The organism is Arthrobacter sp. Dra40, assembly GCF_059091905.1.
In genome coordinates this window covers 62969-85603 of the sequence record NZ_JBNHHB010000014.1, presented here as the reverse complement: position 1 = coordinate 85603, position 22635 = coordinate 62969, and the positions used below count along the sequence as shown (strand labels likewise).

28 protein-coding genes are annotated in these 22635 nt (G+C 62.2%); 9 read left to right on the top strand and 19 right to left on the bottom strand.

The genetic code is table 11. The features are described 5' to 3' along the window. Positions 1–54 precede the first annotated feature (54 nt). Positions 55–282 (top strand): DUF4193 family protein, encoded by a 228-nt coding sequence (locus tag AC5RWT_RS09555; protein ID WP_494080040.1) that lies wholly within the window; start codon positions 55–57, stop codon positions 280–282. Positions 283–326: 44 nt separating this feature from the next. Here the strand turns inward: AC5RWT_RS09555 and AC5RWT_RS09550 are convergent, their stop codons facing one another. From AC5RWT_RS09550 to AC5RWT_RS09525, 6 genes are read right to left on the bottom strand one after another with little or no spacing between them, the layout of a single operon-like run. Next, positions 327–887 (bottom strand): TetR/AcrR family transcriptional regulator, encoded by a 561-nt coding sequence (locus tag AC5RWT_RS09550; protein ID WP_494043993.1) that lies wholly within the window; start codon positions 885–887, stop codon positions 327–329. Positions 888–905: 18 nt separating this feature from the next. After that, a complete protein-coding gene (locus AC5RWT_RS09545; protein ID WP_494080039.1) occupies positions 906–1835 on the bottom strand; it encodes an NAD-dependent epimerase/dehydratase family protein in 930 nt (309 codons plus the stop codon). Then, a complete protein-coding gene (locus AC5RWT_RS09540; protein ID WP_494080038.1) occupies positions 1828–3405 on the bottom strand; it encodes a class I adenylate-forming enzyme family protein in 1578 nt (525 codons plus the stop codon). Before AC5RWT_RS09540 ends, AC5RWT_RS09545 begins: the two co-directional genes overlap by 8 nt. Continuing rightward, positions 3395–4573, bottom strand: a complete 1179-nt coding sequence (locus AC5RWT_RS09535) for a cytochrome P450 (RefSeq protein ID WP_494043996.1) — start codon at positions 4571–4573, stop codon at positions 3395–3397. The genes AC5RWT_RS09540 and AC5RWT_RS09535 overlap by 11 nt, the downstream gene beginning before the upstream one ends. Continuing rightward, positions 4570–5331 carry a glycosyltransferase gene (locus tag AC5RWT_RS09530; RefSeq protein WP_494043997.1) on the bottom strand — a complete coding sequence of 254 codons (762 nt, stop codon included), beginning with the start codon at positions 5329–5331 and terminating at the stop codon, positions 4570–4572. The genes AC5RWT_RS09535 and AC5RWT_RS09530 overlap by 4 nt, the downstream gene beginning before the upstream one ends. A gap of 3 nt (positions 5332–5334) precedes the next feature. Then, positions 5335–6456: a 3-oxoacyl-ACP synthase III family protein gene (locus AC5RWT_RS09525; protein ID WP_494044199.1), complete on the bottom strand. Its 1122-nt coding sequence runs from the start codon at positions 6454–6456 to the stop codon at positions 5335–5337. Between the two features lie 762 nt (positions 6457–7218). Between AC5RWT_RS09525 and AC5RWT_RS09520 the strand changes: the two genes are divergently transcribed. Further along, complete coding sequence (locus AC5RWT_RS09520) at positions 7219–7521, top strand: DUF4193 domain-containing protein (protein WP_494043998.1); 303 nt, start codon at positions 7219–7221, stop codon at positions 7519–7521. Between the two features lie 64 nt (positions 7522–7585). Here AC5RWT_RS09520 and AC5RWT_RS09515 read toward each other — a convergent pair whose 3' ends face one another. Both AC5RWT_RS09515 and AC5RWT_RS09510 read right to left on the bottom strand, forming a co-directional pair. Further along, positions 7586–8281 (bottom strand): ScbR family autoregulator-binding transcription factor, encoded by a 696-nt coding sequence (locus AC5RWT_RS09515; RefSeq protein ID WP_494043999.1) that lies wholly within the window; start codon positions 8279–8281, stop codon positions 7586–7588. Positions 8282–8862: 581 nt separating this feature from the next. Next, complete coding sequence (locus AC5RWT_RS09510) at positions 8863–9132, bottom strand: hypothetical protein (protein ID WP_494080037.1); 270 nt, start codon at positions 9130–9132, stop codon at positions 8863–8865. Positions 9133–9141: 9 nt separating this feature from the next. Here AC5RWT_RS09510 and AC5RWT_RS09505 point away from each other — a divergent pair, with 9 nt between their 5' ends. Together AC5RWT_RS09505 and AC5RWT_RS09500 are read left to right on the top strand one after the other, a co-directional pair. Further along, positions 9142–9501, top strand: coding sequence for a hypothetical protein (locus AC5RWT_RS09505; protein WP_494044002.1), 360 nt, complete (start codon positions 9142–9144; stop codon positions 9499–9501). Beyond that, positions 9498–9992 carry a hypothetical protein gene (locus AC5RWT_RS09500; RefSeq protein WP_494080036.1) on the top strand — a complete coding sequence of 165 codons (495 nt, stop codon included), beginning with the start codon at positions 9498–9500 and terminating at the stop codon, positions 9990–9992. The genes AC5RWT_RS09505 and AC5RWT_RS09500 overlap by 4 nt, the downstream gene beginning before the upstream one ends. A 359-nt stretch (positions 9993–10351) precedes the next feature. Here AC5RWT_RS09500 and AC5RWT_RS09495 read toward each other — a convergent pair whose 3' ends face one another. The 6 genes from AC5RWT_RS09495 to AC5RWT_RS09470 all read right to left on the bottom strand — a co-directional run bounded on the left by AC5RWT_RS09495 (position 10352) and on the right by AC5RWT_RS09470 (position 14841). Continuing rightward, positions 10352–10588, bottom strand: a complete 237-nt coding sequence (locus AC5RWT_RS09495) for a hypothetical protein (RefSeq protein ID WP_494044004.1) — start codon at positions 10586–10588, stop codon at positions 10352–10354. Positions 10589–11030: 442 nt separating this feature from the next. Further along, positions 11031–11450 (bottom strand): MarR family winged helix-turn-helix transcriptional regulator, encoded by a 420-nt coding sequence (locus AC5RWT_RS09490; protein ID WP_494080035.1) that lies wholly within the window; start codon positions 11448–11450, stop codon positions 11031–11033. A 621-nt stretch (positions 11451–12071) separates the two neighbouring features. Further along, positions 12072–12902: an ABC transporter permease gene (locus AC5RWT_RS09485; RefSeq protein ID WP_494044007.1), complete on the bottom strand. Its 831-nt coding sequence runs from the start codon at positions 12900–12902 to the stop codon at positions 12072–12074. Further along, on the bottom strand, positions 12899–13858 hold the full coding sequence (locus AC5RWT_RS09480) for an ABC transporter ATP-binding protein (protein WP_494044008.1): 960 nt from the start codon (positions 13856–13858) through the stop codon (positions 12899–12901). The genes AC5RWT_RS09485 and AC5RWT_RS09480 overlap by 4 nt, the downstream gene beginning before the upstream one ends. 30 nt (positions 13859–13888) lie before the next feature. Beyond that, on the bottom strand, positions 13889–14176 hold the full coding sequence (locus tag AC5RWT_RS09475) for a transcriptional regulator (protein ID WP_494080034.1): 288 nt from the start codon (positions 14174–14176) through the stop codon (positions 13889–13891). A gap of 2 nt (positions 14177–14178) precedes the next feature. Then, positions 14179–14841, bottom strand: coding sequence for a hypothetical protein (locus AC5RWT_RS09470; protein ID WP_494044010.1), 663 nt, complete (start codon positions 14839–14841; stop codon positions 14179–14181). 259 nt (positions 14842–15100) lie between these two features. On the opposite strand from AC5RWT_RS09470, the gene AC5RWT_RS09465 reads away from it, so the two are divergent. Next, entirely contained in the window at positions 15101–15367 is a 267-nt protein-coding gene (locus AC5RWT_RS09465) for a hypothetical protein (RefSeq protein WP_494044011.1), read from the top strand. A 194-nt stretch (positions 15368–15561) separates the two neighbouring features. On the opposite strand, the gene AC5RWT_RS09460 is transcribed toward AC5RWT_RS09465, so the two are convergent. The 5 genes from AC5RWT_RS09460 to AC5RWT_RS09440 all read right to left on the bottom strand — a co-directional run bounded on the left by AC5RWT_RS09460 (position 15562) and on the right by AC5RWT_RS09440 (position 18415). Next, positions 15562–15834 carry a hypothetical protein gene (locus AC5RWT_RS09460; protein WP_494044012.1) on the bottom strand — a complete coding sequence of 91 codons (273 nt, stop codon included), beginning with the start codon at positions 15832–15834 and terminating at the stop codon, positions 15562–15564. Between the two features lie 27 nt (positions 15835–15861). Continuing rightward, positions 15862–16116, bottom strand: a complete 255-nt coding sequence (locus tag AC5RWT_RS09455) for a hypothetical protein (protein ID WP_494044013.1) — start codon at positions 16114–16116, stop codon at positions 15862–15864. 137 nt (positions 16117–16253) lie between these two features. Beyond that, positions 16254–16745 carry a hypothetical protein gene (locus tag AC5RWT_RS09450; protein WP_494080033.1) on the bottom strand — a complete coding sequence of 164 codons (492 nt, stop codon included), beginning with the start codon at positions 16743–16745 and terminating at the stop codon, positions 16254–16256. 225 nt (positions 16746–16970) lie between these two features. After that, entirely contained in the window at positions 16971–17534 is a 564-nt protein-coding gene (locus tag AC5RWT_RS09445; RefSeq protein WP_494080032.1) for a DUF6434 domain-containing protein, read from the bottom strand. Positions 17535–17623: 89 nt separating this feature from the next. Next, the gene (locus tag AC5RWT_RS09440; protein WP_494080049.1) at positions 17624–18415 is read right to left on the bottom strand and encodes a hypothetical protein; all 792 of its coding nucleotides are present in this window, start codon (positions 18413–18415) and stop codon (positions 17624–17626) included. A 316-nt stretch (positions 18416–18731) separates the two neighbouring features. On the opposite strand from AC5RWT_RS09440, the gene AC5RWT_RS09435 reads away from it, so the two are divergent. The 4 genes from AC5RWT_RS09435 (at position 18732) to AC5RWT_RS09420 (ending at position 22456) form a co-directional block, all read left to right on the top strand. After that, positions 18732–19916, top strand: a complete 1185-nt coding sequence (locus AC5RWT_RS09435) for a TerC family protein (protein WP_494080031.1) — start codon at positions 18732–18734, stop codon at positions 19914–19916. Between the two features lie 161 nt (positions 19917–20077). Further along, positions 20078–20965, top strand: a complete 888-nt coding sequence (locus AC5RWT_RS09430) for a GTP pyrophosphokinase (protein WP_494080030.1) — start codon at positions 20078–20080, stop codon at positions 20963–20965. 19 nt (positions 20966–20984) lie between these two features. After that, positions 20985–21281 (top strand): hypothetical protein, encoded by a 297-nt coding sequence (locus AC5RWT_RS09425; protein ID WP_494080029.1) that lies wholly within the window; start codon positions 20985–20987, stop codon positions 21279–21281. A gap of 278 nt (positions 21282–21559) precedes the next feature. Further along, positions 21560–22456, top strand: coding sequence for a diacylglycerol/lipid kinase family protein (locus tag AC5RWT_RS09420; protein WP_494080028.1), 897 nt, complete (start codon positions 21560–21562; stop codon positions 22454–22456). Positions 22457–22635: the final 179 nt, after the last annotated feature.

Here is a 22635-nt window from a genome sequence, read left to right as displayed (position 1 = left end):
AAGAGGTGAGATGGCCGCCGAATCCCGACGAAACGACCCGTTGCAAGAAGTGGCGTGTGGTGTGCTGCACCCCGCACCCGCCGCGACGCCGATCCCGACGCCGGAATACCAGTGCATCATCTACTGCGAGCTCCAACAACCCGCCTCGGCGTACCGCTGGAAAAGACCGCCACACAGGCCGCCGACGAATTCACGTGCCAGTCGTGCTTTGTGGTCCGCTGCCGGTCCCAGATTGCCCGGCAGACAGGCAGCCACGCATACTGCACCGACTGCGACGGCTAAACGGCCGTTCCCACAGGTTCCTGCAGGGTGGGGCCGCACCCTTATTAGCCGGCTCTTGCCTTAGTAGCCGGCCATGCTCTCACCGTCGACATGGGCCCGGTGCCGGTCAACGCCAGTAACCGTCCGATGCCCGTGCCGGCGGCCTCATTGATGATCCCCGGCAGCAGGATCTCCCACATGTGCCTGATCCGTTCCATCACATCAGCCCGGTCCGTCATCACCGCAGAAACCAGCTGAACACCGGTAAAGCATGCCACCACCAGCCGCGCCAAGGCGCCGGGGTTGGTTCCGGGCCGGAGCTGCCCCATCGCTGCAGCCTTCGCGGACAGGGATTCCGGCACTTTGATCCAGTCACTGTAGGGTTCATCGACCCGATGGCCGAACGAGGAAGCCTCAAACGTGAGCCGGATGCCGGCCCTGACCACCGGGTCACGGGCCAGGCGCCAACCAAACTCCCGGCACATGATGATCATCGACTCCAGCGGCGGATGGCCAAGCGGCAGCGGCCATCGATAACCTGTATGGCCTGGCCACGCCTCGGGAAGGTGGTCAACCGGAGGGTGAACCAGTCGGCTAGCAGGTTCGCCCTCCTGTTTGGCGTTCACCGACTTATCGTCTTTTGCTCACCAAGCACTTGCGTCCGAGAAGTCCGGCTCAGGCATTTCCCTGCCTAGCTGACGCTCGAGGCGCATCAGGTCATATGTCTTCGTGTACCCCAGCTGGCTGACCAGATAACGCGTTAATGGTGGCGGCGACCGGATGCCCTTGCGCCGCCATATCCACTCCAGCAGGTGCCCGACGCTCCATGCTGTGCCCGAGGGGACGCTAAGGACCAGCACCCGCTTGCCACGCTGCCGCAAAATCTCCTTCAGCGCGTCCTTCAGTACAACCGAGTTGCCGTCAGCAACATTGAAAACCCGGTGTTGCAGCTTTTGCTCGGAGATCATCTCGATGACCACTGACACAAGGGTGTCGATCCTCGTCAGCGAGATCAAGTTCCTCCCGCCGTCCGGCAACGGCAGAATGAAGCGCCGTGCTGCCTTCTCTACCCGGGGGAGCAATGTCATATCGCCGGAACCATAGATCGCATGGGGGCGCAGGATGATGGAACCGTTCTTTCGCCCATCGTCCAGCACTAGTTCCTCTGCCTCGGACTTTGATCGCGCGTACGCGTTCAAATAGGAGCCGCTGCGTGGCGTTGTCTCCGTCATTAGGGTTCCGCGACGGCCGTTTGGCTGGTAGACGCTGCCGGTGGAGATGTGGATGAAGCGTGCTACCGGGTCGATGAGCAGCGCTTCCCGCGTTCCGCTGATATTGACCGCAGCGATCTCTTCATCATTGCCCCAGTCACTGGCAGCCGCAGCACAATGGATGACAGCATCGAACTGGAGCCCGGTCGACTCATTTTGCTCCAGTGCTTCCCAGTAGTGATGGGCGGTACCGGGCACTTCCCGCCTTCCGAATGAGTGCACCTCCCACCCGTCGTCCAGAGCCGCTTTGATGACAGCGCCGCCAACAAACCCTGTTCCACCCGTGACAGCGATCCTAGACACGGGCGTGCTCGTTCAAGAGTTTCTCCACCTCGGGGTGAACGGCGGCGTCTTTGCGTAGCTGGATGCGGTTGGGTTTGCTGCTGCGTCCGGAGAGTGGGATTTCGTCCTGCATGATGACCACGTCGGGCAGCGCGTCCAAGTCGACCACGTCCAGCAGATGAGACTCCAGCCTGCTGCGCAACTTCTGCTCGTCCTGCCCTTTTTCGGGGACCACGAGCAGAACGACGATGTCTTCACCATGCATATCCGGCACCCCGACGATGACACAGGAAGAGATGCCGTCCAGTCGCATGATGCCCGGTTCGTAGAGCCCAGGATAGATATTCTTGTTGGACCGTATCAGCATGTCCTTCTTCCGCCCAAGCAAGACCAGCCGCCCGTCTGCGGTCAGGGTAGCAATGTCACCGGTGCGGTGCTCAGACTTGTGTTCCTCGCCCAGATATCCCAGCATCAGACCGTCTCCGGACAGGATCAGCTCGCCCGTGCCGATGTCGTCCATATCCTCGATGCGCGCGGTGACTCCGGGAATCACACGACCTGCAAGGTCACCACCGACGAATTCCACCTTCTCAGCTCCGTCCACGACCGCGACAGGCAGAATCTCCGTCATCCCGTAGACAGCGAGCACCTTGGTCTGAGGCATCACCTTCTCTACGCGACGGATCAATGGCGGCAGCACGGGAGCCGCACCCATTGCCAACACGGGAAGCGGGTTGGACCCCTCGGGGAGTCCGCCCCGGCGCTCGATCTCGTTGAGCATGAGCGTGGTGTCAGCGGGAACGAGGAAGGTATGGGTCACCTTCCGCTCCAGCAGCGCGTCCAGCCACCTACCGGCGTCCTTGGCAGGGGGATGATTGGGAATCTCCCACTGACCTCCACAGATCATGGCGGTGACGCCGAACATGAAGTGATCCGTGTAGACCGAGCTGTCCTTATCGATGCCGGTCAACTCGATGAAGGCGTGCATGCCCGAGCCCAGAGACGCGCGTGAATGGACTACTGCCCTGGGGTGAGCGGTCGTACCTGAAGTGAACGCGATGATCGCTTCCCCACTAGGGTCGGTTGCCAGCATCTCCTGCTTTGTCGCGCGCAACAGCTTCTTCACGCTGGACGCGCCCAGCGGGGTACCGGGCAGTCGATGACCGGAGTAGTAGTGTCCCACGGGTAGGCTGCGGTAATTAGGCATGGACAAACCGCGCTTGCGCATCAACGGGGACAGCATGGGCAGCGACGCCATGTAGAGCAGTGACTCGGCAGCTGCATACCTCGGAGCCGTCATCTTAATCCGCGAGTCAAAGAGTTCGGGAGCAGTGCCCGGGTCGGCGAACACGACCACGCCGCCGGAGGCGACAATGCCCAAGGCGAGAAGGATGCCGTCCGGGTTGGGGCGTACCGAGAACAGGAATCGGTCCCCTTGCTTCACTCCGCGCTGCTGGAGACTGGACGCGATATTCACGATCCCCTCACCCAGGTGCGCATAGGTATAGGAGACGCCGCCCTGTGTAATGGCAGTGCGTTCCGGGTGCTTCTTCGTTGCGTCGAGCAGCAGTCCAATCACGTCATGCGGCATTGATTTTCCTAAGGATGAGTTTCTCGTACGAGGGGGCGAGCACGTTCTTCCGCACCGCCCGGTCCTCGATCACGATGTCGCCGCCGTCCTTCACCGCTTCCAGCAGCGTGTTGATGAAGCCCTTGGTCTGGGACATCGCCAGCGGCATGCCGATGCAGAAGTGCGACCCGGCACCGAACCACATCTGCTGCATCGGTTTAGGGATTTCCCGGTCAGGGTCAAAGGTTCCGCCCTGTGGGACGCGGCGGCAGGCGAACAGCGTAAGTAGGACCGCGCGCTGCCCGGCCTTGATCTTCTTGCCGCCGATCACCGAGTCCTCTTCGACTGCGCGCAGCATTACCGGGGTGGGGACGGTCAGCCGCAGTCCCTCATTGATGACTCTGCCCATTGCCTCCGGGTCATCGGAGAGCTTATGCAGCCACCCGGATTCAAGGATCAGAGCGACCATGCGGGGCAGGTAGGAGATGATGGTCTCGGTCCCGGCGATGATGAATGCGGTGGCGGCGCCGACAGCTTCTTCCTCGCTCAGTCCAAGGGCTTTCATCCGTCCGGGGACAGTGTTCTCATCTCCCCGGTGGTAGGCAGCGATGACCGGGTGGGTGAGCTTAGCGAGGACACCACGCGAGTACACAGCCTGCTCTTCGGTCAGTGTTCCCGTCAGGGACGCCTGCGAGGTGAGCTCGTGAGCTTGCATTACCACGTCCGCCACTGACGTATCGGAGATGTCCAGTCCGGTCAGTTCACAGATCATGGTTCCGGCGATCCGTGACACCTCGGCGACGGCGTCGATGCTCTCCCCGTTCTTCAGCCGATCCAGCATCTGCCCCAAAGGTTCGTCCATGATCGCGGCAGAGAGCTCACCCATCGCACGCGGGGAGAAGATCGGACCGAGCTTGCGACGCAGGCTCAGGTGCGCGTCGCCGTCCATGTTCACGAGCGCGGTAGGTCCGGTAATCGGAGTCCACAGTCCTGCCGGTCCGCCCTTGCCGGTCTTGGTGAATACCGGGTCGGTGAGCACGTCACGCATCAACTGCGCCTCGGAGACCACGAGTCCGATGCCGGGGATTCGGATATTGGTGCCCAGCTTTGCCAGCCACTTCAGCAGCGGGTATCCCTTTGGGTGCGCGGCACGCTGGAGACGTTCTTCCCACACGTTCACCGCCGTCATCGGATGTCCACCACGTCCGGCTTGTATCGGTGGTCCGCGTACCACATGAGGGTGTTCCAGAGCCCCCATTCCTTGACCCGGCGGGTGGAGGAATAGACCACCACGTCCTTTGCCGCAACGTACTTGTCCGTGTGTCGGCGCACGTTGTTGATGAGCTCGCGGTCCTCGTGCACATCCTCGATCTTTGTGCGCGGGAAGCCACCGCATTCCAGATACAGTGCAGCCTCGATCGCCACGTTGCATCCAGCGGTCATGATGTACGGACCTTTGAAATGCGGTCCTTTATTGGACGGACGCACCTTGCCAAAAGCCTCGGCGACCACGACGGCTCCATCCAATACCTTGTACTGCCACGAGGGCAAGGGGTACTCATCAGTCCGGGGCTTGAGCTTTCCAGCGATAAAGCGAGTGCCGGTGTCGAACTCAGCCTTGATCTGCTCCACCCAGTCCTGCCGGGGCAGGCAATCGGTATCGGTGCGCGCAATGATGTCAGCCCCATGCTCTGCTGCCCACCGCATGCCCGTGTCGGCGGCGGCACCGGTGCCCTTCTGCGGCTCGTCAATCACATGCCAGCGGGTTATCCGCCGCTCCGCGATAAACTCCTTGATGACGTAACTAGTGCCGTCAGTGGAATGGTTGTCCACGAAAACGACATCGAAGTCCTGATCGGACTGGCGGTGCAGCGCCCGGAGGGTCGGCTTCACGTGGTGCACCTCATTGTAGGCGGGCAAGACGACGATCAGCTTCTTCTCAGTCATGATCTACAACCTCACCACGGTGACGCCGAGGCTGATGCCACCGGCGAGTCCGACCAGCGCGATCAGGTCACCGGGCTGAACCATTCCGGATCGCTCAGCTATCTTGAGTTGGAGCGGCAGGGTGCAAGAGGCAACGTTGCCGTGGTCGCCGAGCGTGATCACCGTCCTGTCGCCGGGGATGCCAAGCGTCTCCCGCACCTGATCCAAGTAGGGCAGCGCGACCTGATGCACGCCGATCATGGCGAACTCGTCCCAGGCGTAACCAAGCTTGTTGACCGTCTCGGTGAGTACGGAGGAGCCGAGGGCGGTGAACGCCTTGAACAGCCTACTGCCGTCGATCTCAAAATAGGTCCTGTCGAAACCACGCGGGTTGACCGAGCCGCCGTGCGGGAGCATGCCAACGTCCCATGCGCTGGAATCGGCAGAGAAGCCCATACCGAGGATCTCAGCACGCGGCAAGTCCTGGCTCCTGCCGGTCTGGGGAATGTCCGTCGACTCGATCAGCACCGCAGCCCCGGCGTCCGACATCGTGAACCCGGGGAATGAGGACATGTAGGTGTCCTTGTCCGGTATGTTCCACCGGATGCCGCGAGACGGCGCTTCACCGGACACGACGAGCGCTCGTTGATAGGCTCCGGCCTGCACCATCGCGTCAGCGACCTGTATTCCGTTGAGCATGCTGTTGCAAGCGTTCTTTACATCCATGACCGGGGCGTTGATGCCGAGCTTGGCGGACACGATATGGGAGGTTGCAGGTTCGATCATGTCCTGACTTGCCGAAGCGAAGATCAGCATGTCGATGTCTGAGGGATGGATGCCGGTCTCGGAGAAGAGATTGCGGGCAGCGGCTGCTGCCAGATCGGAAGTCTGCCAATCATCGGGCATGACGTGGACGCGCCCGACACCCGTGATCCTGTTGATCATCCCATAGGGAAGCTTCACGCCAGCCGGGGAAGACGCCTTGATCTTTTCTTCGATGTCGGCAATGGTACGGACATGCTCCGGAAGATGATAAGCGGAAGCGGAGAGACGAGACTTGCGGGGCAGCGCGATACTCTCATCAATCTCACTGGCGAGTTCTGAAACAACTTCCAGCGGCGAGTGTACAGCCGCGTTTTCAAGCACGTCCAAATTGCGTTCCTTCTATCCTGTGGGCTGTCCTATGACAACCATATCGGCAAAATTCAGGAGCTCTTTTGCGTGCCTCATCCCCAGCACTGCAATGCACATGCAGGCGCGAAAAGACCGGGGTACTCTACTGATTCAACCCGATTCAGTAGTTTAAGGGGGCTGATCAGGGGGTGTCCCTGTGTTCTTCGTCAAGGGGTCAGGCTGCCTTGAGCTGGGGTGTTTTGTAGGGAGTCATGTCACGGAGCATGGCGAAGAGGACGTTGCAGCGGCGCCGAGCGAGAGCGATTAGGGCTAGATCCAGTTTTGCAACCGCAGCTCCGCGCCCCTACGTGAAAAAGAGTCCAGGCTCCCGGACTTCGGAATTCGACAGAAACCAGTGCGCCTAATGATGCTGCACTAAACTTTAGCCATCGTGAATCTTTGCTAATCTCGGAGAAACTATTTTCACTTTCGGGTCAAACGGAATCCCGAGGAATTCCTCTGCCTAGTAGCCATTCACAGAGCAGAAATTGTAAGGTATTGCACGCTTTGCCCGACCCCAACGCAGTCCTGGTGGTATGTGTGTGGTCGTGAAGAACCTGACAGCCGACACAGCTTCTGCTGGCTATGGGGGTGTCCTTAGTGTGGAAGCTGATGCCGCTGGCGTGTACCGAGCGCAGAATGATCGCCCGCTGGTGTCTCGATGTGGCTTTAGCCGCGGAGTGCTCTACGGTCTAACGGAGCTGGTTCAACCTTCGAGAAAAGAGAACACGCCAAGTGGCAACCGATTACGACGAGCTTCGTTCCGACGTCAAGGAATCCCAGCAGACCTCTCTGCAGGCACTGAAGTCCGCAAGCGCACCGGATGCCCGCAGCGTCGTCTTGGAACTGGATGAGGCCGACGGGCTGGACGGCGCCGGTGTTCCCGGCGGCGAGTTCATCGCCGAGGAGCTGACCGTTCAGGTCATCCCGCAGGCCGACGACGAATTCACCTGCCAGTCGTGTTTTATGGTCCGCCACCGGTCCCAGATTGCCGGGCAGAAGGGCAGCCACGCCTACTGCACCGACTGCGACGGCTGAACGGCCGTTCCCACCTGTTCCTGTCGGGAGGGGCCGAACTTCTGCTGAGTATCCGGCTCTTGCCTTAGTGGCGGGCCATGCTCTCCACGGCGCCGTGGGGTCCGGCGCCGGCCAGCGCCAGTAACCGTCCGATGCCGGTGCCGGCAGCTTCATGGATGATTCCCGGCAGCAGGATCGCCCACATGTGCCTGATCCTTTCCATCACATCGGCCCTGTCCGTCATCACCGCAGATACCAGCTGGACGCCGGTGAAGCATGCCACCACCAGCCGCGCCAAGGCATCGGGGTCGGTGCCGGGCCTGAGCTGGCCCGTGGCGGCTGCCTTCGCTGACAGGGATTCCAGGACTTTGATCCAGTCGCTGTAGGGTTCCTGGACCCGGTGGCCGAACGAGGAGGCCTCGAAGGTGAGCCGGATCCCGCCCCTGACCATCGGGTCACTGGCCAGGCGCCGGCCGAACTCCCGGCACATGATGATCATCGCGTCCAGTGGCGGGTGGCCCTGCTGCAGGACAGCGAGGGCGTCCTCGGTAACGATCCGGTGCTGGGCGGCCATGACCGCTGCTGCCAGCTCTTCTTTCGACCGGAACCGGCCCTCGATATCCATGACTGTCGCCCCGGCCCGCCGGGCAATGTCCTTCAGGTCCGTGCGGGTGTATCCGCGCTTCCCGAAAACGTCTGCGGCGGCGTCGATGAGCGATCCGCGCAGGATTTGTTCGCTTTCCTGAACCGACAAGTCTCCGCCATCCCTCTGCGCGGTCATCCGATCTCCTGTTCCGGCCCCGCCCCCAGAGTGGCCGGCGCACGGGTGTGATTCTTTTTCCGTCCGCGCAGCAGCCTGCTGCGCAATTCAACATCAGTGATTCCATGGCCGGCCCTTGCTTCGTCTTTAGGACAGGCGCCGGATGCATCCCGGGCGGTGCTGGACGTAGATCGGCAGGGCCAGCTGGATGTGGACGGTCCCGACTGGCTCGTCAGCAAGTCGTTGATCGAGGTCTGCCCTTCCAGCTCGACGACGCGACTCTTCTCCATGAACCGACCCTATGTGCCGCCGGAGCAACCGAATCCAAGACTCGCAATGCTCCCTCTAAATCCAGAGAAACGTGACGCCGTCTGCCTGAAAGTGTAAGCAACCGGGGACCCTGACACGGCGAACGCCCCGCACCTGCGGTCCACAATTCGTTGGAATTCGGCGCCCGGGGGCCTTCTGGGCCGGCTGAGGAAGCGACGGGGAGGCAAGCGGAAGCCCGCCTTCCCATCTCCGGCTCCCCGTTCGCGTGGCATCCGTCCTGGCAGCACCCCTGTCCGGACGGCACGGACTTTTGCGACGGCATCCAGTTCCGTTCACGGCACGGGGATGACCTGCTCCTCTGGGCCGTTCACGAACGCGAGACCGAAGACCAGATCAGCTCCCACGTCAGCGACATCGAACTCACCGGCCTCGATGCCGCCACCCCCGAACTGTGCAAAGCCAAGGCCCTGCTCGGCCAGACAAGCCTGGGCGAACAGCGATAACAACCGAAGCGTCGGACCAGTCGTAGTCGTACGCGCCGCCTCCCTGCCGGACCCGACCATGAACACTTCGCCGTCGACCTCGATCTGTTCCTTTCCCATAGCAACAGCATGAAAACCCGTCCCCGTGCAGGCATGATGGATCGCATGGGGAATTTCAGGAAAGCAATCAACGGCCTGTCCGACGACGAGGGCGGCTTCGAGGTCACTCATAACGGGGCGCAGCTCGAATACCACCTCGGCCCGCCGTACAACCGGGTGTTCAGCTTCGTCGAGCCGCTGGATGAGATTGCTGCCAAAGTGACGGGCAGCGAATACGCCCGGGGCGCGGAAGGATCAGGAGTCATGCCGATAGGCCTCTTCACCATCCACGGCTGGGAGTCTGCACTGACCGCCAAAGACGGTGACAACCTGATGGAGCTGGGAGCCGGCGGGGTCCACACATTTCGCCGGGACGAGCGGCATCGATGAGCACCGAGCCGACAGCGGGCGGGGACCATGTCGGCGGCGGGACGGCGGCGCCGGATAGTGGGCCCGCTGGGTTTGAGCGGTTGCTGCGGAAGGCGGGGTCCGGCCTGCAGCGTGCCGTTCTGGACGTAGTCGCCACCGCCGCCGTTGGTCTTCTGGCCTTGCTGGCGTTGAGTTCCGCAGTCTGGACAGCGGCGGTGGCGGCCTCGGCGTTCGCGCCGGGTGCTTCCTTGTGGCAGGCGGCGCCACCTCTTCTGGTTGTTTTTGGTTACGTCCTGGCGGTTGCCGCCTTCGTGCAAGTGGGGCGCAGCCGGACGAGGCGTTCAGCCTGGCTCTGGGCTGCTGCCGCTGTGGGCTTAGTCCTCGTCGCATCACTGCCCAGTACGTGGACAATTCTCCAGCTCTTCTTCGACGAGTGGTGCGAGACGCAGCCAGGCGGCAGAGGCTACCAAGGCGTTACAGAACTGGAAGAAATCCCTGCCGTATGCCGCTGAGACGCTCCGGCAAGGTTCGGCGAAGGATCCCGTCCGCACCGGCACCCAGAAGGACTCCTCCCGGTCTCCCGCCGGGAAATCGGCTTCGAGTCGATTCAGGCCTCGGTGTAGACAAGAATATGCGGCGCCAGGAAAACCTCGGGTTACTTAAAGCCGATAACGGCGCATACGTCACGTGAGTGGGCCTAGCCGCAGCCTGTTTCGTTATTCGCATCGGTGCTACTTCGGCCGCGTTGGTCCGGTGCCTGCTCTCAGCAGCGCCCCGCCGTCACCGCCGACTGCCGGGCGGCGCCGAAGGCACCAATGCAAGAGGAACACTTCGCCGACCCCCAAACGCGGGGCTGTTCCCGCTCGTCCTCTTAGCCGCGCCGTGCCCGGCTTGCTCTGGTTGCATCGCGGTCGTCGCGGTGCTGGAGTTCGAGGCGGAGCTCTTCGACACGGAATTCAGTCTCGTGAGCGAGTTCTCCATACTGGATGGTTTCGCGGTCCATTTGCCGTACCGCTCTGCCATACAAGGACAGCAGTTCGCGATCGTCCATGGTCGAAAGATCCTGTGGAAAGATTTCCGCCGGCTCCAGATGACGGGAGTAGTTCATGACTTCGGTCTTTGTGGGCCGCTGGCTAGGCCATGGACGCGCCGATCAACATGGCCGGGTCTTTTGTCGCTCATATGGTTCTCCCCTGGAGTTTTCCATTAGAAGCTGCGGCCGTCGGGCTCGGCCTGCGTGCCCTCCTGCCACGGGCACTATTGGTTGTTCCGAATATTTTTGGCTACCGATGACCCTAGATTCCTGAATCGGTCTGTGGATTGACGGCGAGGAGGGCTAAGCTTCAGCTCCCACCTCCAGCTCCCGTGCAGCGGGATGGCCGTTGTCGTAGCGGGATGGCAGTTTTCGTGCCCGGCCGATTCCTAGGGGCACGGCCTTTTGGCAGCACGGTACGCCGCATCCAAAGAATCCAACAGGGGTCATTACATCTTCAGGGGATCCCCTAGAGGATTACGTCAGCATGGGACGAGTTTGTTGTTGGTTCTGCGGGTCAGGCCGGCCGCAATCCCGTGATGCCAAACCTTTCGTTTCCGAGGCCCCGGACGATACTGACGAGCTGCGTTTTGAGTTGGTCCATCTCGCCGTCCTCACCCAGAAGCTCCTGTTCCGCCCGAACCACTTCCCGGAACACGTTCTGCCCTTGTTCGGAGATGCTAACCCTTTGCTGACGACGGTCATCCTGGCTGCGAACGCGGGAAATGTAACCGGTCGTTTCCAGCCGCCCCAGGGTCTTGCCCATCGTCTGCGGCTGCACCCGCACCCGCTGGGCCAGCTTCGCTTGGGTCATCTCCCCTTCTGCGGCCAGGATCTCCAGGACGACAGCCCCGGCGTGGGTCAGACCGAGGGTAGCCAGATGTTCGTTCCACTTGTATTCAACAAGTCTCGCCGCTGTGGACAAGAGCCGGGACATGGGCCAGTTGGCTAGATCAGGCATGAACAATTATAAGCATGCTTATCATCCCATGGTCAACCGTTCAACGAGGTAAACAATGCTCAGGGGTGCCCGGCAGGAGGGCAGCCAGGCCTATTGCACCGACTGCGACGGCTTACGGCCGTTCCCGCTGGTTCCTGTCGGGTGGGGCCGCACCTGACACAAGTCGACGATGAGAGCATGGCGCGCCACGAAGGCAAGCGCCAGATAATGGTCCGGCGCCGGTCAGCGCCAGTAGCCGTCCGACGCTGGTGCCGGCGGCTTCATGGATGATTCCCGGCAGAAGGACCTCCCACATGTGCTGCCTGATTCTTTCCATCACATCGGCCCGGTCCGTCATCACCCAGGAGGGGCAGCTTCTAGGGGGTTTGCCATGTCTACTCAAGATGAGCTGGGCCGGACCATCACCTAGGCCGAGAATGCACTGCTCGCCGCCATGCGTACCAGTGATGTCGAAGCCCTCGACAAGCTGATCGCAGACGGTCTGCGCTTCGTTAGACCGCACGTTCCGTCATCGATAAGCACGCGGACCTTGAAGCGCACCGAAGCGGAGCCACCCGCTTCAGCCGTATTGTGGTGATCGGGGCGGCAGGGCGGTGGCTACCGAAAACGGCGGCCTTGGTCGCGGCGGTTCGCCCACAACGCCAGCCCGCTGAGCAGTAGCGTCCAGACAGCCAGGCACAGGATCGAAGTGGGGTGCAGGCCCTCGCCGGTCAGCGCGTAGACCGAGACATCGCGGGCAGCACGGGACGGCAGGGACAGGGAGAGCGTGTTAAGCCAGTCAGGGAAGATCGTCGGCGGCATCATCATCCCGCCCGCGAAAGCCATTGGGAAGAACACCACCTGGGTCACCGCGACGGCCACCTTGGAAGTGCACTGGTAGCCGATGAACAGCCCGAGTGCGAGGAACGGCAGCCCGCAGAGCAGCCACACGGCCACGGCCGGCGGAACCCGCCACCAGGACAGGTCACCGTCTGCGAAGGCCTCCGGTGCGGACGTCAGCAGCGCTCCGATGACCAGCACCGGCACCAGCGCGCAGAAAGCGAACAGCAGCGCCGGCAGCGCCCGCGCGATGGTCGGGGGCACGGGTCCGACCGGCAGCGTCCGCAGGTAGCTGCTCCACGGATTGGCCCGCTCTTCGGCGATCCCGATCCCGTAGTTGAACAGGAAGGAGCTCATCACCCCAAAGAGCGCCAGCTGCGCGATCGCGGTCAACGACGCCGTGGGATTGGAAGTGACGGACTCCTGCGGGATCACGAAGAACAACAGAGCCAAGGCGGGGAAGACTGTGGACGAGATGACGGCGACAGGGATCCGCAGCTGCTCGAGGATTTGGGCCTTGGAGTGTGCCAGGACCAACGCGGCGTGGGTCGGTGCGGGCCGGGCGGAGGCCGACGGTGCCGCGGAAACGGGTTGGGTGAGGGCGCTCATGCTGGTTCCTTCACGGCCTGGTCGTCTGCACCGGAACGGGTGAGGGCAACGAAGGCCTCTTCGAGGGTGGCGCCGTGAACCTCGATCCCGCTGAAGCCCACGTTTTCGGCAACCAGCCGGCGCACTGTCGCGTCCGCGTCCTGCGTGACGACGGTGGTCACCCCGGATGCGGAGGCGGAAGTGCGGACGGTGTGCGGCCAAGTGCCAAAGTACGATGGCGGCAGCTGGCTTTTGAACGTGACTTTGCTGATTGCCACGTGACTGCGGATCTCGTCGACGCTGCCGTCGGCAATGACATTGCCGCGGTCGATCACCACCACCCGGCTTGCCAGCGTCTGGATTTCTTCCAGGTAGTGGCTGGTGATCAGCAGCGTCCCGCCTTGTGCGCGATATTCCGTGAGCTGCTGCCAGAGGGTTTCGCGGGCATCGACGTCCAGGCCGGTGGTGGGCTCGTCGAGCACGACGAGCCGCGGCCGGCCGGCCAGAGCCAGGGCGATCAGCAGCCGGCGCTGCTGACCGCCTGACAGGGCACCGCACTGCTTGTCCGCCAGCTCGGCCAGGCCGAAGCGGTCGAGCAGTTCGGCGGTGGGGATCGCGTCCGGGTAGTGAGCCGCGACGAAGTCCACCGTCTCGCGCAGCTTAAGGGTCTGGGGTACGGATGTGGCCTGCGGGGTGATGCCCAACTGCAGCCGCGCCTTCGGATCCACGGGGTTACGGCCGAAGAGCTCCACCTTGCCGGTGTCCGGCCGCCGCAGTCCGCAAAGCAGGCTGATCAGTGTGGACTTCCCGGCCCCGTTAGGACCGAGCAGGCCCACCGCTTCGCCGGCACCGATGGAGAGGCTAAGGCCGTCCAGGGCCTTCTTCTTGCCGAAGCTTTTGGTGGCGTTCGCCGTGGAGGCGAGCACCGGCTTCGGACTTTTATGGGGTGTTGCCAAGGGTGGTGCAGGGACTGACATGTTTGCTCCTGTGGTTGGCGTGGTTCAGGCTCAACCGAGCAATTCGTTGAGCGCGGCGAGGTAGGCGGCATAGGCGGCGCGGCCTTTGGGCGTAATGCCCACATAGGTGACAGGGATACGGCCTTCGATGGTCTTGGTGACCTCGATGTAGCCGGCCTCCTCAAGCTTGCGCAGATGTGTCGAGAGGTTGCCGGCGGTCATCTCGAGGATTTTGCGGAGCTTGGTGAAGGCGATCTTGTCCCGTTCGCCCACCTGGTTGAGCACGGTGATGGTGCGCAGCCGAGATTCGGCGTGGATTACCGGGTCGAGGTCGGGCACGGCTAGGCGCCTCTCGTGGCCCGGCGGCTGCCGAGCAGGCCGGTGATCGCTCCGGCGAAGAAGCCCACAGGACCCAGGACCATCAGAACGGTGAGGAAGTGCGCCGGGCCGGTGACGAGCGAGGCGATGTTCACGATCAGGAACCAGACGCCGAGCAGCGCCTGGTTCCGGTCGTTGAACATCGCTCCGCCGGCCATGTACATCAGTCCGACGACGAGGATGGCGACACCGTTGAGGGCCATGCTGCGCAGCCAGAAATCGTCCGTCGCGGCGCCGATGACGCCGGTCAAGGCGCCCATGGTCAGGAATCCGAGCGTCCAGCCGGCGCCGTACATGGCGCCGAGGAAGGATGAGTGTCCCCGGATCCCGCGGTTTTGACGGGCGACCAGGACGATCGTGGACACCAGTGCGAGCAGGATGCAGGCTGCGAAAACGCCCAGAGACTGGCCGCGGTCCAGCGGGAGCCAGCCGAAGCGCGCGCCGTGCATGCCGCCGTAGCCGACCAGCCAGGCAACTCCCCAGATCAGGTAGGTCAATGCGTCATTTCCGTGCAGCTCGTGCCGGGCCCGGGTTTCTGCCTCGGTGACCAGACGCAAGGCTGCGTGCAGGTCTAGCGGGGCCTCCTCAGGCTCGCTCGTGCGGCCTGGTTGGTTCTTCTGTGTCATGGACTTCCGACTTCCTCTAGGCGCTTGCAAAGTAGTTTGGATCATAAACCAGTTTGCCGCAAGTGAACCATAGGGCGTTCCCGGTTCGATATGACAATGGCTCCGGTGCATAGTTCTGCGTACGTCCCCTTCGAGCAATAACGCGCGCATAACACGGCGGCTGGTACTACGGACGGACATTTCGTACCAGGGGGAGGCACGTCATGTTCAGATGCACGCGGCGCGGCATCGCCGTCGGGAATCGGCCATGTTAGGGGAAGTGGCGGCCCTGCCCGTCTGGGTTTGGTTCGGCGCGGCCTTCGCCCTTTGCATCTGCTTCGCGATGTGGCGCGCGCGCCGTCGCGCGCGGGCAGGAGTGGTGGTCGAATCCGACCCAGTCGGTGACGGTTGGTCGGCGATCGACAACATGGCCATAGGAGGGGCGGCGCTTAGCCTCCTGCTGCTGTTTCTCGGCGTCATCTTCGATCTCGCCGACATCGACCTCGGTCAGATCCTCAAGCTCGGTCAGATCGGCGGGACCGGCTGAGCAAGACCGGTCTTCCACCGCCGTCAACGGCCCAAAGCCTCTCCAGTGCTAAAAGTACTGGCTGCTACAAACTGCAAAAAGCGTGGCCGGAGCATGTTTTCCTGCAGCTATTCGCAGGCTGCGAATACGCCGGCTCACCAGTATTTTTGCAGTGACTTTGCAGGTGGTACCCGGATCTTGACCGCTGGTTCCGGCTAGTGGCCGACCGGCTCGGCGTCTGTAAAAGCTTCCGGGCGCTCGGCGAGCTTTTCTGTGAACGCCGCACTGATCAGCTCGCTGCCCTGCTCACTGAAATAGATGTCATCGGCGCGCACTTCCAAATCCTCTTGGGCGGGCAGTGTCGACGGGTCTTCGAAATCGATGCCACTTGCCTCCGCCACAACGGATTCGACACCATCAGCCAGGGCGTCCAGGCCGAACCAGCGGTATCCGGCAACCGCGGCAGTAAGCTCGCGGGGCTCAAGCACCTGAATGCCGTGCAGCAGCCCGCCGTTCTAAGCGACGTTGTCCAGCATGAGCAGGTCATACAGCACCCGGTCCCCTTCACCCCGCGGCCCCTCGTAGTCGTAGTCCAGCGCGCGATTCCAAATCTCGTCCGCCTGCAGTGTGCTGTTTCCTCCTCGTGTCGTGATCGGCGTTGCGTGCCCCTCGGTTTGCGCTGGAGGGCCTGCGGTGCATCCTGCCAGAAGCACCGCCGCAGTCAGCAGAGGCACAAGCGTCGTTCGTTGCATCTTCACTTCCTGTTCCATCCAGGCAGCTGCCAACCACTGGTACGTTGAATTGGATGATCGGGGCGGCTATCCTGCGCGCCGCAACGAACTCATCTTGCCATCATGAATGGGGGAAATGATGTGGCAGTCTTCGGGTTGGGGTGCCGCTCCACTAGTCATCGCCAGGGGATCTTTGTGCGCACCCGTTCGATTTCCTGGAGGGCATGCCCTGAGTTGACGGGAATTCCCCACCTGTCCGTCCAGTGCCAGAACCGTTCCGCTTCATCGAGCAGTTCGCGGCAGAAGGTGATCGGTTCGACGCGGGTCTTGGTGCTGCCGGCTGTCATGATCGCTCCGCCTTGGACGGATTCCAGCCCAATCGGAAGCGGCTGGTCAGGAAAGAGCCCTTTTCCCCGGCCTGTCGACAAGTAACCGTCAACCACGGCTGACAGGCAGCACCAGATGCCGTTAAGGTCGCCCCAGTCGGGGACGCCGAGGATCGGGATCTCGTTCCAGGTCAGTGTCACGACGCCGTCGTTGTAAGTGAAGCGGTGCCTCACCCCAGTTCTCAGCCAAGCATTTGCCGCAGCTTCGTCATCTGTATAAAGGTCCAGCAGGTACTTTCCGGGATTCTCGGCAAAGTCCTCAAGGTCCTCTACCGGTCGCACGAGTAGGCCAGTCGTACTGTGGAGTTGCCGTGCTTCCGGGTTCATGCTCTGCCCTTCTCTTGGCTGAATATCTACACCGCCGGCATCTTCGCAACGCAGACTAAAAGTCTGACGTCAAGCAGCCAGCCCGCGTGGCCGCACAGGAATTCCTCTGCGCGAGGATATCGTGTCGACTGGCTGCACGCACGTGACCGTTTCGATCGGAAATGTCCTCCGAATGAACTCTCAAATGCGCCCACGTTGATCAATCGGGCGGCTGCGGTACTCATCCCAAACCGTAAGTAGCTCCTTTTTCGTCCCGTGTGGATTCGATTCGTGCCATGCTCTCGTGAATCGGTTGTATTCGAATTGGGGGTCAATCTCACGTTTGGCTGGGCCACGTGACTCATGCCAATGATCGAGGGCTTGCTCCATCGTTTGCGTTCCATCGGTGCTGGCGAAGAACTCACGCATCTCGGCATCGAAGTGGAAAGTAGGGCCAACATGTTCGATGAACCATATGCGCAGTATCTGGCTACACCGTTGACCCGCTGGAATCAGCGTGGACAGAGACAACGGTCCCGTAAGCTGGCTACCCGTCGACCGTTTGGGCGCCTTCGGTTCCTCGAGTACCTGCCCGTCCAAAGCAGCCGCTATTCGCTGGGTCAACAGCTCTTTGCTTCCGCTTGCCCGTTTTCCTAGTACCCGCGCAAAGTCAGCCAGTTCGTCCTTAAGCCAGTACCAACGAAGGAATTCTGCGCCGGAGAGTTCGGGAGTTAGCGGCGGACGTGCAGATATGGGATTGACCACCCGAACATTTTATCGTCCGGCGGCTGCCGTTGAGGACAGGTCAGACTCCGGCGATGACCATCAGGTTTCGTGGTAGCCGGGAGCGGATTTCAGAGCCAGTCGGTGGGCCCTTCACCGCCGCCGAGTAAACCGTCGAAGAGTCCTCCAGCTTGATCGGTTAGGCCCTCTCCGGCGGCAGTGACACCGTCGCCGAGTCCTTCCGCGGCACCACTGATCCCGTCCCCGAGTCCGGAGAATCCGTCCAGCAACGGACCGGCGATCGCCGAGCCGGCAAAACCGCCGGCGACCCCTGCCAGCAGCCCGAGGCCCAGACCACCTGCCGCTCCCGCGGCCAGTCCTGCGCCGGCGCCGCGTCGGGGGCCGCCTCTGGAGCCGGAACTAAGGATCTTTTCCATGAATCCAGGCTTCGACATCTCGGCCCGTGTCGCAGATCGGGCCAAATCGACCGGAGCATCCGAACGGGGGCGCTCCGAGGCTGGAAGCTGATGGTTCAGCTCGTCTTGCAGCATCGTGCGCTGCTGCGGGTTCAGCCGGCCAAACGCCTCTGCGTGGGCCCTTTCCATATCTTCCGGCGGTGCCGTGCGCAGCATGTACTTGTACTTGGCGATCGCGTCGCGGTCCGCGTCCGTTCCCGGACCAGCAGACTGCTGCGGCCTGCCCCCACCCGACCACTGGCCGTTCTGCTGGCTGTTCTGTCGGCCGGCGGCAGCAGGATGCGGCTGAAGGTTCCCGTTGTCCTGGCGGTACCCATTGTCCTGCCGGTAGTCGGTATCGCTGCGGTTACCGTCGCCGCTGCGCTGCTGACCGGTGCGCCCGGACAGTTGTTCCTTGGCATAGTCAACGGCCATTTTCTTGCCCTTTTGGACCAGCTTGTCGAACATTCCCACGTCGCGCTCCTCGATTTTAGGCGCACCGGCGGAGTCACCGGGCCCCACCTCTATAACTGGCCTCGACGCAGGGAAGTTCCTGCCGCTCCCCTGCCGTCAAGGATACGAAGGCTGCACCACCCGCGGCTTAGCGATTCGTCTCCGGCCCCAGACGCCGGTTAGAGTGAAAATACGTAAGGGAGTATTCCGAAGCGCTGCATACGTCAACACGTCAGGCACCGATGCCTCGCCGGGTGCAGCGGCCAGCCGGACGGCGGGCGGAGAGACTTACTCGGCTCGCTGCTACCCACCTTACGAAAGCAGGAATACCTTGACTGTTCCTCCCCTGGTCTGGGGCATCACCATTGTGGTCATCCTGGCCCTGCTGGCCTTTGACTACTTTTTCCACATCCGCAAAGCGCACGTTCCCCAGCTGAAGGAAGCGGCCATTTGGTCCGCCATCTACGTGGGCATCGCCATCATCTTCGGCATCCTCGTCCTGATCTACGGTGGCCCGGCTATGGGCTCGGAGTATTTCGCCGGGTACATCACGGAAAAGGCGCTTTCGGTGGACAACCTGTTTGTCTTCCTGATTATCATCGCCAGCTTCCGGGTCCCGCGCGAGGACCAACAAAAGGTGCTGCTGTTCGGCATCGTCTTCTCGCTGATCGCCCGTACCGGCTTTATTTTCCTCGGCGCCGCGCTGATCAATTCCTTTGCCTGGATCTTCTATGCCTTCGGCCTGATCCTGCTGATCACCGCAGGTAACCTGATCAAGCCTGACCACGGCGGCGACGAGGCGGACAACTTCATCATCCGACTGGCCAAGCGCTTCTTCCACGCCACCGATTACTACGACGGCGACAAGCTGTTCACCATCCAAAACGGCAAGCGTGCGCTGACTCCGATGCTGCTGGTTATGGTGGCCATCGGCGGCACGGACATCCTGTTTGCGTTGGATTCCATTCCCGCAATCTTCGGGCTCACGCAAAACGTCTACATTGTCTTCACAGCTACGGCGTTCTCGCTGATGGGCCTGCGCCAGCTGTACTTCCTCATCGACGGCCTGCTAAACCGGTTGATCTACCTGTCCTACGGCCTGGCCGCGATCCTCGCCTTTATCGGCGTCAAGCTCATCCTGCACGCCCTGCACGAAAACAACCTGCCGTTCATCAACGGCGGCGAACCGGTCCCGGTCTTCGAGATCACCACAGGTTTGTCCCTGACCGTCATCATCGGGGTGCTGGTCCTGACGGTGGTGGCATCGCTTCTGAGCAGGGCAGGCAAGGCGCAGACCGCGATCAACAACGCCCGCCGCCACGCGGTGAACTACCTGGATCTCGGCTACACGGCGGACCCCGCGGAGCGCGAGCGTATCTACAAGGCGTTGCGTGCAGAAGTACGGCAGATCGAACAGATGGAGCCGAAGTACCGCAACAAGGCCAAGGACGTGGACACAATCCGCGCCCAGGTCGCCGAAGCACACAGGCAGCACGAGCAGTACCTGGCGCGCTAGCCTCTGCCGCCCGGGACGCATCCCAACCCGGGAGCGATCCACGAACCCGGTTTTTAGTACCCCGCTTTAGTAGCCGGGGCAGGGGCCCGGTACCTGCCCCGGCACCATGGGTTGCCCTTTGGGTCCCTCGTAACCCGGGCACCCAGTATGAAAGGAAAGACGTGGCGCAGCTTCAGAATGCGCGGGAACTCAGGGAATTCATGGCGCAGGGCAGGCACGCCCGGCAGTTCATGATGTCCTACAAGTTCGCCATCGACGAGACGATGACGAAACTGAACATTCTGAAAGAAGAGTTCAACCACGCCCGCGACTACAGTCCGATTGAACACATCAGCTACAGGCTGAAATCCCCTGAAAGCATCCTGGCCAAGGCCCGGCGGCAGGGCCACGGGCTTTCCCTGGACGAGATCCGCGAAAACATCCGTGACATTGCCGGCATCCGTGTCACCTGCGGCTTCATCTCCGACACCTATAAGGTCTGCGACATGCTCACCGGGCAGCACGATGTCACGGTCCTGCAGATCAAGGACTACATCAAGAACCCCAAGCCCAACGGGTACAAGAGCCTGCACGTGATTCTGCGGATTCCGGTCTTCAGGACCGACCGGGTCGAAAAAGTGAATGTGGAAATCCAAATACGCACCATTGCCATGGATTTCTGGGCCAGCCTTGAGCACAAGATCTACTACAAGTATGACCGCGGCATTCCCCCGCACCTGCTGGATCAGCTCAAAGACGCCGCTGACGTGGCGAACCGGCTCGATATGGAAATGGAACAGATCCATGACGAGGTAGCGAACCTTCAACCCGCCCCCGATGAGCCGCCCGGAACGTACCTGCCGGAACCGTTCCTGCACGCCGCGGGCAGAAACACACCAAGCACCGGACGCAGCAGGCCAGCCAGCCCGCCGTCCGCCCTGTTACCGGCAGGAGGTTCCCAGCCCGGGCGTCCGCCGGGCTGGACTCATCCTCCGGAGAACGACCGCGACAAGCAGGACGAGGACAACACCGCCTCAGTGCTTGCCTCAGCGTTCCCATTTATCAGCTAGTGAGAGAAGAAGACCTTCCATGACATCCGAGACCGATCCGGTCGAACGTACTCCCGCTCCTGCCCGCCTCGAGGACGTCTCCGCCCTTAGTCGCGGCGACCAGATTGAAGCCACTGGCCCCGGCAGAGGCCTCTATCGCGGCCGGGTGGAAGAAACCGCCCCGGAAATAGGGGTCGTCTGGATCAAGGACGAACCTCTCGGCATCCGCAGCATGCTCGACACCATCGACTACAGCATCCGCGTCATCCGCAGTTCAGGCGCGGAGCTGCCCGGTTCAAGCAACGAAAACAGGACCAGCCAAACCGCCCAAGTGTGATCCTGTGCCCCAGCACCAGCCTCACCAGCCGGCTTTGGCAGGGCGATCGGAGACAAGATGCGCTTTCAAATCATGATGTATAGGCCCCAAAGCGTCGCAGCCAGAGCCGAAAGAATCCCGGGAAGGCCGATAACAGCACGCTTATGCCCTGGTCCGGCATGGCGTAAGCGGATGGCCTCGGAGCCGGCCCCCGAGGCGGGCGGACCCCGGCTTGCGGCATCGGTGTCGGGCGGACTGTCCGCGCCCACGCCGTCGTTCGCAGTGATCAAGCTGGCGGCATGAAAAGCTCCTTTCCCGGGTGTTTTGAGCGAATTGTGCTCATCTATAATCCGGACGCCAGCAAGGTCCCCACGTACCTGGCTGAACAACTGCGCGTTGACTTGGCGCGCCGGCTGCCGGATGTGCCGGTTCAGATGCACCACACGGAATCGGCCGGCCATGCCCGCGGGCTGGCGCGCGCCGCGGCGGAGGACGGCAGGCCGCTGATTGTTTCCGTCAGCGGCGACGGCGGCTTGAATGAAGTGGTCAACGGGGTGATGGACGTCCCGGGCACCAGGGCAGTCTGCGCCGTGATGGCCGGCGGTAACGCAAACGACCACCGTCGCAGCACCCGCCGGCAGCCTCTGATCGAAGCGATTGCCGGGGGCGAAGTCCGGAGCATCGATCTGCTGAGGCTGCGTGTCTGCGGCGGCCCACAGGAGTGGACGCGCTACGCACACTCCTATATCGGGTTCGGCCTGACGCCGCTGATGGCCATCGGGATCGAAAAGGGCCAGAAAGGCGTACTAAAGGAGCTCATCTCGGTAACCCGCACAGTCGCCGGACTACGGCCCTTCGAGATCGCCCGCGCCGATGGCGCCCGGGCGAGGCTGGACAGCCTGGTGCTTGCCAATATCCCGGATATGGCCAAGTACGGCAGGCTCAGCGAAGCCGGCAATCCAACCGACGGGAAATTCGAAGTAGTGATGCTGCCCCACGCCAGCAGGTGGCGCATGGCCCTGATGACCCTCCGCGCGGTGACGGTGGGCCTGGGCGAACAACCCAGTGTCAGCCGCTACGCGTTCAGCACGACCGACAGCATACCGGTGCAGACCGACGGCGAAATCCTGACCGTCGCTGCCGCGTCGGATGTATTGGTGGAGTCGGCGCCCAGAGCCTTGTCCGTTATCGGCTGAAAGTGTCCGGGGTAAATGTCGGCCTGAACGGAACTTCATACCGCCGGCAGGCTACCTGCCTCCGTCCAGCGGTGCCCTGTTGCGCCAAAACCCCCCGGTGCCGGTCCTTCAGGTTCCTGTACCGTTCGCCCGTAGCCGGATGATCCGGGCGTCACCGGCCAGGTCGGTCAGGACTCCTC

Coding starts and splice junctions, on each gene's coding strand:
- AC5RWT_RS09485 (WP_494044007.1), bottom strand. CDS start 12,902: ATGAGCGCCCTCACCCAACCCGTTTCCGCGGCACCGTCGGCCTCCGCC.
- AC5RWT_RS09515 (WP_494043999.1), bottom strand. CDS start 8,281: ATGACCGCGCAGAGGGATGGCGGAGACTTGTCGGTTCAGGAAAGCGAA.
- AC5RWT_RS09425 (WP_494080029.1), top strand. CDS start 20,985: ATGACATCCGAGACCGATCCGGTCGAACGTACTCCCGCTCCTGCCCGC.
- AC5RWT_RS09490 (WP_494080035.1), bottom strand. CDS start 11,450: ATGTCCCGGCTCTTGTCCACAGCGGCGAGACTTGTTGAATACAAGTGG.
- AC5RWT_RS09505 (WP_494044002.1), top strand. CDS start 9,142: ATGAAAACCCGTCCCCGTGCAGGCATGATGGATCGCATGGGGAATTTC.
- AC5RWT_RS09510 (WP_494080037.1), bottom strand. CDS start 9,132: ATGGGAAAGGAACAGATCGAGGTCGACGGCGAAGTGTTCATGGTCGGG.
- AC5RWT_RS09540 (WP_494080038.1), bottom strand. CDS start 3,405: ATGCCGCATGACGTGATTGGACTGCTGCTCGACGCAACGAAGAAGCAC.
- AC5RWT_RS09470 (WP_494044010.1), bottom strand. CDS start 14,841: ATGACACAGAAGAACCAACCAGGCCGCACGAGCGAGCCTGAGGAGGCC.
- AC5RWT_RS09535 (WP_494043996.1), bottom strand. CDS start 4,573: ATGACGGCGGTGAACGTGTGGGAAGAACGTCTCCAGCGTGCCGCGCAC.
- AC5RWT_RS09500 (WP_494080036.1), top strand. CDS start 9,498: ATGAGCACCGAGCCGACAGCGGGCGGGGACCATGTCGGCGGCGGGACG.
- AC5RWT_RS09440 (WP_494080049.1), bottom strand. CDS start 18,415: ATGTTCGACAAGCTGGTCCAAAAGGGCAAGAAAATGGCCGTTGACTAT.
- AC5RWT_RS09455 (WP_494044013.1), bottom strand. CDS start 16,116: ATGGAACAGGAAGTGAAGATGCAACGAACGACGCTTGTGCCTCTGCTG.
- AC5RWT_RS09480 (WP_494044008.1), bottom strand. CDS start 13,858: ATGTCAGTCCCTGCACCACCCTTGGCAACACCCCATAAAAGTCCGAAG.
- AC5RWT_RS09495 (WP_494044004.1), bottom strand. CDS start 10,588: ATGAACTACTCCCGTCATCTGGAGCCGGCGGAAATCTTTCCACAGGAT.
- AC5RWT_RS09420 (WP_494080028.1), top strand. CDS start 21,560: ATGAAAAGCTCCTTTCCCGGGTGTTTTGAGCGAATTGTGCTCATCTAT.
- AC5RWT_RS09530 (WP_494043997.1), bottom strand. CDS start 5,331: ATGACTGAGAAGAAGCTGATCGTCGTCTTGCCCGCCTACAATGAGGTG.